Source organism: Arthrobacter sulfonylureivorans, assembly GCF_022637435.1.
Taxonomy (GTDB): domain Bacteria; phylum Actinomycetota; class Actinomycetes; order Actinomycetales; family Micrococcaceae; genus Crystallibacter; species Crystallibacter sulfonylureivorans.
This window is the reverse complement of the sequence record NZ_CP093326.1, coordinates 1,470,971-1,484,299: the sequence shown is the minus strand read 5'-3', so window position 1 is coordinate 1,484,299 and position 13,329 is coordinate 1,470,971. Positions and strand designations below refer to the sequence as shown.

The following is a 13,329-nucleotide window of genomic DNA, read 5'->3' as shown; positions in this document are numbered from 1 at the left end:
TCTCCTCGGCGAATAAAGGAAAAATCTGGAAGCGTCTCAGGCGCACCTGGAGGCTGATATGAACTTTATACTCCAAAAAGATTGGAGTGTCCATAGGATCCTGAAAGCCCTGGTAGATATTTTGGGCCCCACCAGATAAGTTGGATGTGTCAGGCGATCACTTCAGGGAGGCGAAGCATCAAAATGTCGCGACTAACGAATGAGGACAGTGTCGATGTTCTGGTCATCGGGGCCGGCCCTGCGGGCGGGGCTGCTGCTCTTGCCCTTTCCTCCTACGGCATTAGCACCCGACTCATCACCAAATATGGATGGCTTTCAAACTCACCACGTGCCCACATCACGAATCAACGTACTGGTGAGGTACTCCGGCACTTCGGGGTAGAAGATGAGATCAAGAAGTACGCCTCTCCTTGGAAATCGATGGGAGACACGCTCTTCACGACCAGTCTCGCCGGGCCTGAAATTGCCCGGATACGGACATGGGGCACTGGGGACGATCGATACGGTGATTATTTAGCAGCCAGCCCCTGCGAAATGATGGACGTGCTGCAACCTGATTTGGAGGCCGTCCTAGTCCGGAACGCTGCATCCCGCGGTAGCCAGCTTGCATTCGACACCCTGTATCTCGGTCACAGCCAAGATACGGAGGGAGTGACAACTCATGTTCTTGACCGTCGCACCAACCGCGACTATACAATTCGATCCAAATACCTCATCGGAGCTGACGGGGCCGCTTCCAAAGTGGCGGAGGACATTGAGCTCCCCTTCGAGGGGGAAATGGCTAGGGCGGCAACTATCTATGTACGCTTCAAATGCGATCTCTCGAAGTACGCGGCCCATAGGCCCAGCATCTTGTACTGGATCGCTTCGCAGACCGCCGGCTACGGCGATATCGGACTTGGGCTGCTGCGAGCGGTGCACCAATGGGATGAGTGGATCGCTGGATGGGGTCACGACCTGGCTGAGGGCGAGCCGGTCCTGCATGAGGCTGAACTTACCGATAGGATCCGCTCACTGATCGGCGATCCCCAAGCGAAAGTAAGGGTGGAAAGTAGCAGTGTTTGGTACGTCAATGAAGCGTACGCGACGCGTGCCTCCGACCGGCGCGTGTTCTGTGCCGGGGACGCAATCCATAGGCACCCTCCGTCCGGCGGCTTGGGCTCCAACACGTGTGTCCAAGACGCCTTTAATTTAGCTTGGAAACTCGCCTTCGTTCTGCGAGGGTACGCAAACCCCAAGCTTCTTGAGACGTACAGCGCCGAACGAGCTCCTGTAGCCCAACAGGTTGTCCGGCGAGCCAACCAATCGCGCCGGGAATACAGCGCATTCCGTGAAGTCATTCAGAAGGCATCCGCTGGTGGTGACATCGAACTAGCTCTGAAGGAACTGCACTCTTCAACCGCAGACGGTGCGATATTACGGGCAGCCTTGGTGGAAGCAATGCAGTTGAAGAACTTCGAGTTCAATGCCCACGGCATAGAAATGAATCAGCGCTACGATTCTGCAGCCGTGGTTCCCCCAGACAATCTTCCAGACGAGACATTCGTCCGCGACTCTGAAATCTACGCCCAACCATCGACACGCCCAGGGTGCAAAACGCCCCATGTTTGGTTGGTCAACGAGGACGGCCTACGAACATCCATTCTGGATCTCTTGCCCATGGGAAAGCTGACTCTCGTTACTGGTCTATCCGGAGGTGTCTGGGTCGAAGCTCTCCAAGGAATGCGTGTAACCGCATACACAACGCATATTGTTGTTGGGACACCGGGAGCTGAAGACCGTTACGGGGACTGGTCCCGACTAAGAGAGATACGGGAGGACGGCATGTTGCTGATCCGCCCGGATGGCTACGTTGCAGCCCGTATAGATTCGGCGCCCGCCACGGCAGAAGAAGCCAAATCTGCCTTAGATACGATATTCAGCAGGTTATTGCTTGTGGGAGACCGTCGAAGACTTGTGTAATACGCTTCGGGAAAAGCGGGGTTGTCCAGCACGATCGCGAGGAGAGCCCTAGCAGCGAATCCGCCCGCAGCGTCCCCGTCAGACCTGCCGGTTGCGGAGGTACTCGACCGCGCCATGTGCGCTCGGCGCGCCGAGGCCGACGAACTGCTCACGATTCTCGGCGAGATCAGCGGCGAGCAACCGGTCGTGTGCGAGGGCGCATCATGCGTTTCGGAGAGTACGAGTACCGCTACGAAGCGGACACGGGGCCACGCTCCCCCTGCTCGCCTTCGCGCCGGGTCCCATGAAGCAAACATCTATCTCGTCTATGATTCCTGTGCGCCCAGCGCCAATCACGTGGCCCGGCTCGGCAAGCACCGTGCGATCCAGGCCTGCCTCTACTTAGCGCTGCTCGCCGAGACGCGGACGCCGGTGCGCTAAGCGTCTAAGCGTCTAAGCGTCTAAGCGCCACGTTCTCTGGCCGCCGCGCGCACCGCCGAGTCAGGGCCTGTCCGGATTCCTAGGCGAATGGTCAGGATCGGACGCTTCTGGTGCCCCAACGCTCAGTAGAGCAGACGATCGACTGCGCTCGGGCTTTATACATGAAAAGGCTTTCGCTGATTCATGTGGCGGTGGGGCGGGCCTAGGTGTACTGCCCAGGCAGGTTGGTTGAATTCGTGTGACGACACGGTCTGAATGATGGGATGACGAAGGCCCCCTGATGTGGAGTGGAGCTGTCTAAGAAACCGCTTCACAAACAGGAGGCCTTCATGTCCCACGCTAATGCAGCATTGACCCCTAAAGCACGTTTGAAACTCGCCAGGCTCATCGTCGACGACGGATGGAGCGTGGCCACCGCGGCAAAGCAGTACATGGTCTCCTGGCCCACGGCCAAACGCTGGGCAGAGCGCTACCGGGTCCACGGGAAGGCCGGCATGGCCGACAGGCCCAGCCGACCGCTCACGAGCCCGAACCGGACACCGCAGGCCATGGTCAAGAAGATCGTGGCCCTGCGCTGGCGCAAACGCATGGGCCCGGTCCAGATCGCCTTCCGGCTTGGTCTGCCCCCGTCAACTGTGCACGCGGTGCTGGTGCGGTGCAGGATCAACCGGCTGCGCTACATCGACCGCGTCACTGGCGAGCCGATCCGGCGCTACGAACACCCCTATCCCGGGGCGATGATCCACGTGGATGTCACCAAGTTCGGCAACATCCCCGACGGCGGCGGGCACCGGTTCGTCGGCCGGGAGCAGGGGGAAAAGAACCGTGTGGCGACACCCGGGAAACCCCGCAGCTCCCACCACAACCCGAAGATGGGCACCGCCTTCGTGCACACCGTGATCGATGACCACTCGCGTGTCGCCTACGCCGAGATCCACGAAGATGAGAAGTCAGTGACGGCCATCGCCGTGCTCGAGCGAGCCGTGGCCTGGTTCGCGGCCAGGAAGGTCACAGTGGAGCGGGTTTTAAGCGATAACGGGTCCGCTTATCGCTCCCATGCCTGGCGGGATGCCTGCACCGGGCTGGGCATCAAACCCAAGCGGACCCGGCCCTACCGGCCCCAAACCAACGGCAAGATCGAGCGGTTCCACCGGACCCTGAACGACGGATGGGCCTACGCCAAGTTCTACGGCAGCGAGACCGTCCGCCGCGAGGCCCTGCCGGCGTGGATCCATGAGTACAATCATCATCGGCCCCACACCGCAATCGGGAACAAGCCGCCCATCAGCCGCTTAACCAACGTCGTTGGTCAGTACACCTAGGGGCGGTCCTGGACGGTTGCGGCTGACCGGTGCCGTGGCGCAGCCGATCGATGCTCACAGCGGGCTTCGCAGTAGCACTGGCAACCGTCACGGGTTTTATCGACATACACCTTTCGACAGCCAACGCGGGGGGCTTCACCTGCCGCGCAGCGGTTCAGTCTGTAAATGTCACCAGTAGTAAGGTGGACGGCTAGTTCTTCACGTCGTGGTTGGCCAAACGCAATGACCTGCCGCTGCAGCCACTTGGGAGTTGAGGAGTCTTCTAAGTCCGGGCAGGCGACGGTCGGCCGATCAAGGTCTTCTCGATCGTCGAGCACACTTGCGAGTGTATCGGCTGGCTCGCCAACCGGTTCTCACCGCCCACCTCGAGGACCTCGTCGACGTCCGTGGCCAAGCGGTGCTGCACGGCGGCGAGGGACAGGATTCGACCAGTGAGGATATGGCCGATTGGTTCGGCACGCACTGGCCTATCCTGCATCCCGCCCGGATTCTCGTGCGGCAACCGGCACCCTCGAGGCGCCTATTGGGTGGATCCGCAAAGAACGAGCGCCCCAACTTCTACAGCTTCTACTCCCTGCTGCACGCCCAGGCAGTCATCCGAGACTGAAAGACTGAGCACCACGACCATTCCCACCCATCGCCAGGCAAACGCACGCGTCCTAACTAGGCAATGCACCCACCGGTATCGAATACCCGACCGACTCACACCGTACAGACGTGACGATGGGAGCAGGCCTTCCCAACCGAATACGTAATGCTGTGCGCTGCAGTTTTGTCTAGTGGACGAGCTCGACTGTGTTGCGCAGCGTTCCCAGCCCGGTGACTTCCACTTCGACTACGTCGCCCTCAGCTAGTAGCCCCGACGGGGTCATAAATCGACCTACGCCACCCGGTGTGCCCGTGACTATGACATCACCAGGAGACAACTTTGTGAAGGCGGTAACGTAAGCAATTAACTCTGGGATCGTAAAGTAAAGGTCGCCGACAGAAGCCTTTTGCCGGACTTCGCCGTTGACACGAGTCTCCAGGACGAGCCTGTCCAGGTCCCCTAGGACGGTGGCGGGGACCAAATACGGTCCGAAGCCGCCGGTGCCCGGGAAGTTCTTGCCGGGGGTCCACTGTGTGGTCGCCAATTGCCAATCGCGGACGCTGAAATCATTGTAGATGGAGTAGCCGGCTACATATTGGAAGGCATCCGCCTCTCGAACTTGGAAGGCCGGTTGGCCGATCACCAGGGCCATCTCACCTTCGTAGTCGAATTCTGAGGTAGTAAGCGGCATCTGCGCCGGCTGCAGATGGCCAATTTGAGTATCTGCAAAGCGGGTAAAGATGGTCGGCGCCTTCTGCTCCGTCCGATGTGCTTCTCTACCGGTTTCTTGTTGATGACTGCGGTAGTTAACGCCGACGCACACGATCTTTCCTGGATCCGGAATAGCAGGAAGAAACTTGATCGCTTCCTCGGCGTATGCAGGAGCGTTCTGGAGTTCAGGACCTACCATTCCAAACAGCCCCTGTTCGACGGCTGAGCGCAGGGTTGGTGCTAGATTTGCTCCCGTTGGGCCCAGGTCGTAAGCGATACCATCCTCGACGACACCCCAGGTAGGCGCGTCACCGCTAGTCACGAAGCTTGCGTAGTTCATTTTTGATTCCTTTCCGTTATTCGACCGCGTGCTGAGTAAATTTAGTGGCGGTTTGTGACCGGGGGGATGCCGAAATCACGGAAACTCTCCGGCCGATATGAACTCCACATGTTCCACCAGTTCTCCTCCCCACTCCACTTCACGGGAGGCCGATTCTCGTCGTAGATCTGCTCTAAATCTGTGTACAACTCAACGACCGCCCCTGAAGTCTCGACGTAGTAGGCCGCGACATTATGGCCGGCGCCGTGCCGAACAGGCCCCCAAATCAACTCGCGGCCCACTCGGTTTAGTCGGTCGCCTAATTTGCCCAAGTCGACGATGGACTGCGCTTGCCATGCATGATGGTGAAAAGTTCCTTGGCCTTGGATAAGGGCTATCCCATGGTGATCTGGACTGCAGCGCATGAAATAGGCATAGTCATCACCGATGATGTCTGACAGCCGAAAGTCGAGTGTCCGCTGAAGGAACTCCATCATGCCGCGAACATCCCGAGGGTGGAAGTTAATGTGTCCGTAGCGGTCCGGTCCGAAGGAGAGCCGTCCGGGTTCAGCAGGTTGCATATCAATGAAGACTTCAAAGATCCAGCCCTCCGGTCCCACAAACGAAAATCCATCTTCAATCCCCGAGCACTCTGGTCCTTCGCTGATGATCCGAAGGTTTTCGTCCTCAACTCGGCGGCGGATGGTACGCAAGGCGTCACCGTCTTTGGCCAGCAGACCAATGCTGTGAATACCGTTCGTTTCGGACTCGATGTAGACGAGTTCATGATGAACAGCGCCTGCTGCCAAATAGACCTCGTTGCCTTTTTGTTCCGTCACGTGTAAGCCCAGGAGTTGGGTGGCGTCGAAGATGGACCCCTCCACATCGGTGGTCTGGATGGCCACGTAACCCATCCCGGTGATCAATCCCCAAGACATTTATTCTCCGTGATTCCGCAGTAGATGATTCGGTTGGCCTTCCGGGACCGTCTTACGAGTCGTAGGTATCAGTCACCATTGGGCGCTTTTCATACGTTCGGCCCGCACCCTCGAAGCAGTCAGTTGAGAGACCGTCTTTGATGTTCTCATCGTCTTCTAGCCCCCCGAGCGATAGCCTGGGCTTCCCTGTCAGAAATCATTGCATACAAATAGTTTACAGGCAACATAAAATATCCAACCCTTGACAGGATTCTCACTGCCTGTACGATCGACGGGAATGCAACTCGTCAGGCGTACTTCAAAGCATCGGGGTGGAACAATTGCCAACGGTCTCAGCGGTGCAAGCCGAACCCATCTGGTTCAATCTTGCCGCCACGGTCGACAAGACGGTCGACCTCATTCGGGTAGCTAGTGAAGCTGGAAGCGATCTCATAGCCTTTCCGGAAACCTGGGTTCCCGGGTACCCAATCTTTCTCTGGGCTGGGGATCCTCAGTTACGGCAGCAGCAGTTGGCCGCGTACATGAGACAGGCGATATCAGTAACTGGCCCGGAGCTGATCCGTATCGCCGAAGCTGCCCGACGCCACCACATCCTTGTGTCTGTTAGCTTCGCCGAAAGGCAGGGGCAGACTTTATACATTGCCCAAGCTCTGATTGAACGCGATGGAACTATGGCGCACATGCGACGCAAGCTAATAATGGCGTTTGGGCGTGAGAGGACCATCTTCGCCTCAGGCTCAATTGATGGTCTCCGAGTCATCGATACGTCTATTGGTCGACTTGGCGGGTTGATTTGTTCCGAACACACACGCCCTCGATTGCGGCATGAGCTACTTCGTCAAGGGGAACAGATTCATATTGCGGCCTGGCCTTCATTCGCCCTTCTCCCTGATGTAGCCCGCCTCAGCGCAGGCGTAAACATGCTGCTGACTCAGCAATACGCCGCGGAGGGAGGTAACTACGTCGTCGCTCCGACCATGGTTATTAGTGAATCCACCCAGGCTCGAATGAGAACGGAGGGAATCTCCGCTAGCGAGGTGAAAGTCGGTGGCGGCCATGCGCGAATTTTCTCCCCCCTAGGAGAGGTGCTCGGTGCGCCCCTAGCTCCGTCAGCCGAAGGGCTAGTGACCGCGTCGGTTGATTTCGATGAGTTGCGCCCAATATTCGATAGGGATCCATTGGGAGTAGGGATGAATAAATGGAGATGAGGATGCCACCGGGCGGACTTAGGGTTGCCGCCGTTCAGGCAGAGCCCGTCTGGTTCGATTTAGCAGCCACGGTTGACCTAACCATCCATCTCATCGAACGCGCCGCATCTAAAGAGGCGAAGCTAGTCGTGTTTCCGGAGCTTTGGCTGCCGGGTTATCCCTTTCATGCTTGGTTCGACCATGATCCGAATACGTTCGATATCATGAACCGACTGAGATCTGAATCGCTGACGCTCGGTCATGCAGCACACAAGCGAATCGAAAATGCGGCGGCCACTGGAAATATTCACGTAGTCGTTGGTTTTTCTGAGCGCTGCAATGACGAGTTCTACATAGCCCAAATGCTAATCGGTCGGGACGGCCGCACCCTCATGACACGAAGAAAGTTGCGCCCCACAGGTCCTGAGTCGCGCATTTTCGGATCCGGGAACGCTGAGGAGGACTTGAAGGTTGTTCCCACGGAACTCGGAAACTTGGGTGCCCTGAATTGCAACGAACACCGTAGGCCTCTCTTGCGCCACACTTTGATGGCGCAAGGCGAAGAGATCCATGTCGCGTCGTGGCCATCTCACGCGTTGATGCCTAATTCAATCCCTATGAGCGCCGCAACAAGCCTGCGCTTCTCTCGGCAGTATGCAATAGAGGGCGGTGTATACGTGCTCGCGCCCACAATGGTGGTTGGTGCAAAATTTTGGGCGAGAGTGCCCATTGCAGACAGCAACAGACACCTGCTTGAGAATGGCCACGGTGCTACACGAATTATCGACCCAGACGGACAAAACGTTTGTGAACCGATGGGACCTGCTGACGAAGGCCTCCTACTGGCTGACTTGGAATCGTCAAGGCTTTACCGGACTTTCGAGGCTGACCCTCTCAACGAAACGAATAATGTTCCGCTCGGCCATAAGTAGGACGGTCTCAGCCATGCGCCGATGCGACCTGGTTCGACGCATACGGGGCCACCATGTTCAAACGGCGCCGTAGAGCCGATGGGGGTCGTGATTTCTGTAGCTGCGTCCGGCACGGTAGATCCACAGCGTGGAGTTCTACGCGCTGCCGTTCTCGCTGCATTGAGCGCATAGTTGCTGCGAAACTACAGCACATTCGTTCTCACCGGTTCAGGTCGGTGCTGACGTTTTCGCAGACCCGGCATTCATCATCTTGAGAATGATCGTCGCCCTTCCAATGTGGCTGCCAGTGTCCCAGGTCGCTTACCGATGACTGTTGCCCTCGAGGTTGCCAGCCCCAGCTGGCGGATCTACTTCACTCCACCCACGGCGGCGACGACACCAAGGTCGTCGCTGGCGTTGACCGGCACGCAGGAAAGGTGAACGTCTGTGCTCCCCCTCCAATAACTGTCCGGCACCGGCTGTACGGGTGGAGTTCGAGAAGGAAGGCTTGGCCTTGACCGGGAAGGACTCCCCGCCCAAATGATGCTCTCCAGTCAGTGGAGCCTTCGCTTGAACAACGCCAATGCAAAACGCGGCGCATCCCGCGGACGGAGAAATCCTTTAGAGCCGCGCGAGAGTCGGAACTTGTCCACCCTCCCACTGCGGTATCAGCAGAGGAAATATCTACCAACCTGGGTCGAACGGCCTGGCGGCTACTATCGCTCCCTGTGTCAAAAGCTACGCGCACCGGTGTCTGTGCCGAGAGCGGAGGGAACCTCGCGCGGGCAACCGCTACCGCGCTTTCCCCGCTTTACCCGCCTGCTGAGCGGAGGGGATCTATGGGATTACGGACCGGGGGGCCGAAGGTGGCGTTGTTGCTCGTCACGCCCAATTCCAGTTCGTGCATATTGGTCTTGCCGATAACGACAGCGCCTGCGTCAATCAGCTGCTGGACAACCCGGGCGTTCCATTGTCCTTCAGCGCTGCCGATCCTGCGGTGGTGATGAATTCGGCCGGTTCGATGTGTCCTTCACCGTGAGGCGCACCCCGGCCAGCGGCCGGTAACTGTTCTCGGGTTTGGCTGCCTTTTTCGGATCGGGCCCGGACGTGCGGAGCATGCCTTTCTACATGCCATTCGCCCTCGGGGCGACAGACCAGGCGTCCATTTTGAACTACGACCTGATGCTAATCTCGCGTGCCGACAGACGAGCTGTGACCTGTAAGAATTGCGATAAGTTTGAAGCCCGCTCATGATGAGCTCATGGCCCCTGCCCTCACTCAGCACGATGAACTCCGCCGACGCATCCTGTCCGTACTTGCCACCGTACCTTCCCGTTCGCTCGCCGCGACCGAGGCCGCTAGCACCATCTACGAGCAGTACGTTTGGACGGCCGACGATCACGAGCCGTTTCCGGCTAGTGAGGGAATGCCTAAATGGCGCAAGCGGCTGCAGATTCAACGCGATCGCATGGCAAACGACGGACTGGTGGAACGGTCTAGGGACCAGGTCTGGACGCTCACTTCCGAGGGCTGGGCTCAAGCCCAACAGCTTCGGACAGACGACGACGCGGACCTGCAGCGCGAACGGGAACGGCGGGAGGAGCTCTGGCAGGACCTCCGCAACGAAGGCGGCCCGGAGAAGGTCACCAAGGCCCTGATACGCGACCTTGGCTTCTACAGTGGGCAAGCCGGTATCTACGCCAACATGGAGGCCACCCGGACTGCTGCACACCCCAACGGCATCGCCGTAACGGTCATGCACACCGGCAAGAGCTACAGTGATCATCTCAGTTCCGACGGCCTCATGTATCACTATCCGAGCACCGAGCGGAGAGGCCATGACCAGAACGAAGTCGAAGCCGCCCGCGCCGCCTTTATGACAGCCATGCCCTTATTCGTCATTACCCCGGAGCCCGGCAACCTGCGCACGGTGCACCGGGGGTACATCGAAGACATGGACGACGTCAACAAAGTCCTCCTGGTGACCTTCACGAATGGCGAAATGCCTCCTCCCCCGGCCCAGGAGGAACTGGAAAGCTTCACCATCACCGACGACGACGGCACTGCAACGTACAGTCTGCGCAAGAACCGCCCAAACCAAAACAGGTTCGCCTTCCAAGTGTTTAAACGCTACGGCGAATCCTGCGCTGTCTGTAACGTCAGCTCATCGGAGCTCGTTCAGGCCGCGCACCTTATTTCCAAGAAGAACAAAGGCACCGACGACCCCCGCAACGGGTTGCCGCTCTGCGCCAACCACCACCTGGCCTTCGACAAAGACCTCTGGACAATCGATCCGGACCACAATTTGCACCACAAAACGACCGGACCCAGCCTCGACGACCTGGCCATCAACCGGCGCAGCCTCGCACACTTGCCCCGACACCCGCACCCCGACGTACTCGATACGATCTGGCAGCACTGGACCAAGAAACGTACGAAATGAGGGACTCGAGCCTACTAAACCGGACAGGCTGCTAAAAGCCATCCGGACCACGCGTGGAAGCCGGGCGCACCCTTGTAACGCGGTCGCTCCAGCGGCATGCTCGATTATTCGGTTCTCGGAACCTGCGAACTACCGCTGCTAAAGACCGAAGCAGGAACAGTTTCGTCGCAACGTCTTGGCAACATCTGAACGTGAAACAGCGTGAGGCAAGGCCACCGCGACGCCATCCGCGTCCCGTCGAAGAGATCCACGGACAAGTCCGGAGTCATGGCATCGGAGCTATGTTCGAGCATCCGCTTGCACCGCTTTGACGTTCGCGCCTGTCGACGTGCAAGTTTGCCGTATGCCGGAGATCGTTAGAAGTGATTGGCGGGTCTCCTGACCGCTTCATCGCGTCGACGGACTATGAATGCCCAGCCAGGAGTCTGCGATCCTAAACTTATGTCGCCGCAGCAGCCTTCCGACCGATTCGTTACGCCCGCACTTCTCAAGTGGGCCACCACGCTCGCCTTGATACTAGCGGTGGCAGCGATAGCTTTTGGCCTGTTGATAGTTCCGATGGTCTCCGAAGACGCTTCAGCCTTCGTTTCAGCGTTGGTCGGAAGTTTCGTTGGGAGTGTCATAGCTTTCGGCGGAGCAGCGTTGCTTTGGAGGATGGAGCGCAAGATTCTCGTGCAGGAACGCGTTGAAGACCGTCGGTTGGCTCGAACCGAAGAACTCAAGCGCCAGGACGAGCGGATCTTGCATGAGTGCCTGACAACAGTAGGCCAACTCAGGGCCCTTGACTACCACCTGCCCGATGAGGGGCGATGGGTAAACGAGCGAGACAAGTACCGCATGACCCTGAAATTTCGGGACGGGGTCTCGCTCATTTCCGACGCGGTCCTTCGCGAGGAATTGGACATCATCGCGTCCTTGATAGACGACGACAACGCCTTGGACCACTTCGTCATGCCTAGATGGCAGCGCATCGATCTAGTTAGTGGGTGGCTAATTTCCCTGTTGGCCAATCATGAGCAACATGGCATTCCCGTAATTCGTCCCAAAAACTACGACAAGCTTGTCAGCGACCTGCAGGCATACTACGAGCACCAAACCGAGCAGATGGAACTCCATACAGAGTGGGAGGAAGAAAGGGAAAGGCGTCAGCGAGAGTCGTCGGCCAACGATTAGCTCGCAACCCTCTGTCAATGATAGGCCTGCCCACGCGTGCAGCATTCGCCAACAGCCGTCCCGCCGGAAGCATTCTGCATAGCGTCCTTCACGCGGGTAACCACTTCTACAAGTTGATACCCCGGGTGCACTTCAATGAGCACGCAGCCGTACTTGTTGCAGATGCTTCGCTTTCGGGCGTCTCGCTCTTGCTGAAGCGCGAACGCTCCATCTCCGCCAAAGAATTCGACGGGAGTTGAATGCTGAGCCCCTTGGTACTCGATCGCAATTTTGTGGTCGGGAAGAAAAATATCGAGGCTCTGTGGTGCAAGCCAACCCGGCCGTGCCTGATGCACTATCCTTTCGTACGGGAATGCGGCCTGTACTTGACGCAGGAGTGCCATTTCTGACACCCATCCCTCTCCGACTCGGGGAACCTTCGCACCGTCTCGAGCGGCATTTTCGGCGTCCCGGGTGAGAGTCTGACATAGGCCGAAAAGGAGGGCAAAGTGCGGGCCCCACGCGACCCAGGGGCCTGGCCAATGAATTGGTTCCTCATATCCGGGGAACCGCTCGAAGGCTCGAGGTGGTTTCTGGTCGGCGATCTTCTCACGCGCCTCGGAGAGAAAATATCGCACATCTTCTCCCGTGTAGCGCAGCAGGACATCTTCTTCGACACTGGCTGCCACTTCTTGCAATGACTTGTCAGCGGTCACTCGACGCCAAAAGTCTTCCAGGAGGCTCAGTCCATGAACAGCCTGGAAGTTATCGAGACGTGACTGCAGCGCATCCATGAGGGCGCCCGTGTGCCGTAGGCCTTTCCTGGTGATCCTCCACTCTCCCCACCTGAGCACTTGCTGCGCTGTCAGTCGAGGTCGGCCAAGGTGGGCCGAGAGAGACAAATGGTGCGACGGACTTATCCACACGCCGAGCGCAGCGTAACCGGCAGCAAAGTCCCCCTCAAGAAAGTAGAAGTCAGCTAACACGTCCTTTGCGTACAAGGGGAGATCCGAGTCGTGATAAGAGCTAACGAGGAATTCCAGTGTGCACCTAGCTTTTATCGGATTCTTCCGACGTTCGTCTAATAGGTCGTAGAGCAGCACCAGCCCATACCCCGACTGCCCCTGTACATCCACAGGGTCGCCGGCGAGCAATGAGGGCAGAAAGACACGGCGATAGAAAGAATTCTGCAACCGGTTCATGGTCGGTCGATCCGAGCCGGTGTCGAACTTCGGAACTCGCCGTGCCACCGTTGCGGTGCCTGCGAGCATGGGTTTGTCATGTCCATGCGATTCAATGACGTTACTGGAAGAGCTTCCCCCAGCATCCGTATCGATCAACGCTGTATCGGGCATCGGGCCTGGACTTCCCTCGC

Annotated in this window: 11 protein-coding genes; 6 read left to right on the top strand and 5 right to left on the bottom strand. The window is 58.2% G+C overall.

Going from position 1 to position 13,329, the window contains the following annotated elements; genetic code table 11:
- Window positions 1-183 precede the first annotated feature (183 nt).
- Window positions 184-1,962 (top strand): FAD-dependent monooxygenase, encoded by a 1,779-nt coding sequence (locus tag MNQ99_RS07130; RefSeq protein WP_241914939.1) that lies wholly within the window; start codon window positions 184-186, stop codon window positions 1,960-1,962.
- A 749-nt stretch (window positions 1,963-2,711) separates the two neighbouring features.
- Entirely contained in the window at window positions 2,712-3,704 is a 993-nt protein-coding gene (locus tag MNQ99_RS07125) for an IS481 family transposase (protein WP_241914938.1), read from the top strand.
- A gap of 262 nt (window positions 3,705-3,966) precedes the next feature.
- Here the strand turns inward: MNQ99_RS07125 and MNQ99_RS07120 are convergent, their stop codons facing one another.
- The 3 genes from MNQ99_RS07120 to MNQ99_RS07110 all read right to left on the bottom strand — a co-directional run bounded on the left by MNQ99_RS07120 (window position 3,967) and on the right by MNQ99_RS07110 (window position 6,228).
- Window positions 3,967-4,167, bottom strand: a complete 201-nt coding sequence (locus MNQ99_RS07120; RefSeq protein WP_241914937.1) for a hypothetical protein — start codon at window positions 4,165-4,167, stop codon at window positions 3,967-3,969.
- Between the two features lie 313 nt (window positions 4,168-4,480).
- Entirely contained in the window at window positions 4,481-5,344 is an 864-nt protein-coding gene (locus tag MNQ99_RS07115) for a fumarylacetoacetate hydrolase family protein (RefSeq protein ID WP_241914936.1), read from the bottom strand.
- Window positions 5,345-5,385: 41 nt separating this feature from the next.
- Window positions 5,386-6,228 carry a VOC family protein gene (locus MNQ99_RS07110; protein WP_241914935.1) on the bottom strand — a complete coding sequence of 281 codons (843 nt, stop codon included), beginning with the start codon at window positions 6,226-6,228 and terminating at the stop codon, window positions 5,386-5,388.
- A gap of 344 nt (window positions 6,229-6,572) precedes the next feature.
- Here MNQ99_RS07110 and MNQ99_RS07105 point away from each other — a divergent pair, with 344 nt between their 5' ends.
- Both MNQ99_RS07105 and MNQ99_RS07100 read left to right on the top strand, forming a co-directional pair.
- Window positions 6,573-7,469: a carbon-nitrogen hydrolase family protein gene (locus MNQ99_RS07105; protein WP_241914934.1), complete on the top strand. Its 897-nt coding sequence runs from the start codon at window positions 6,573-6,575 to the stop codon at window positions 7,467-7,469.
- Complete coding sequence (locus MNQ99_RS07100; RefSeq protein ID WP_241914933.1) at window positions 7,460-8,380, top strand: carbon-nitrogen hydrolase family protein; 921 nt, start codon at window positions 7,460-7,462, stop codon at window positions 8,378-8,380. The genes MNQ99_RS07105 and MNQ99_RS07100 overlap by 10 nt, the downstream gene beginning before the upstream one ends.
- Window positions 8,381-9,170: 790 nt before the next feature.
- On the opposite strand, the gene MNQ99_RS19165 is transcribed toward MNQ99_RS07100, so the two are convergent.
- Window positions 9,171-9,350, bottom strand: a complete 180-nt coding sequence (locus tag MNQ99_RS19165; RefSeq protein WP_422387521.1) for an amidase family protein — start codon at window positions 9,348-9,350, stop codon at window positions 9,171-9,173.
- Between the two features lie 270 nt (window positions 9,351-9,620).
- Here MNQ99_RS19165 and MNQ99_RS07095 point away from each other — a divergent pair, with 270 nt between their 5' ends.
- Together MNQ99_RS07095 and MNQ99_RS07090 are read left to right on the top strand one after the other, a co-directional pair.
- On the top strand, window positions 9,621-10,802 hold the full coding sequence (locus MNQ99_RS07095) for an HNH endonuclease (protein WP_241914932.1): 1,182 nt from the start codon (window positions 9,621-9,623) through the stop codon (window positions 10,800-10,802).
- 441 nt (window positions 10,803-11,243) lie between these two features.
- Complete coding sequence (locus MNQ99_RS07090; RefSeq protein WP_241914931.1) at window positions 11,244-11,975, top strand: hypothetical protein; 732 nt, start codon at window positions 11,244-11,246, stop codon at window positions 11,973-11,975.
- Between the two features lie 14 nt (window positions 11,976-11,989).
- Here the strand turns inward: MNQ99_RS07090 and MNQ99_RS07085 are convergent, their stop codons facing one another.
- Window positions 11,990-13,309, bottom strand: coding sequence for a PDDEXK family nuclease (locus MNQ99_RS07085; protein ID WP_241914930.1), 1,320 nt, complete (start codon window positions 13,307-13,309; stop codon window positions 11,990-11,992).
- Window positions 13,310-13,329 lie beyond the last annotated feature (20 nt).

Bases quoted from the DNA above. Each gene is read 5' to 3' on its own strand.
- MNQ99_RS07130 (WP_241914939.1), top strand. From the start codon at position 184: ATGTCGCGACTAACGAATGAGGACAGTGTCGATGTTCTGGTCATCGGG.
- MNQ99_RS07125 (WP_241914938.1), top strand. From the start codon at position 2,712: ATGTCCCACGCTAATGCAGCATTGACCCCTAAAGCACGTTTGAAACTC.
- MNQ99_RS07115 (WP_241914936.1), bottom strand. From the start codon at position 5,344: ATGAACTACGCAAGCTTCGTGACTAGCGGTGACGCGCCTACCTGGGGT.
- MNQ99_RS07100 (WP_241914933.1), top strand. From the start codon at position 7,460: ATGGAGATGAGGATGCCACCGGGCGGACTTAGGGTTGCCGCCGTTCAG.
- MNQ99_RS07095 (WP_241914932.1), top strand. From the start codon at position 9,621: ATGGCCCCTGCCCTCACTCAGCACGATGAACTCCGCCGACGCATCCTG.
- MNQ99_RS07090 (WP_241914931.1), top strand. From the start codon at position 11,244: ATGTCGCCGCAGCAGCCTTCCGACCGATTCGTTACGCCCGCACTTCTC.
- MNQ99_RS07085 (WP_241914930.1), bottom strand. From the start codon at position 13,309: ATGCCCGATACAGCGTTGATCGATACGGATGCTGGGGGAAGCTCTTCC.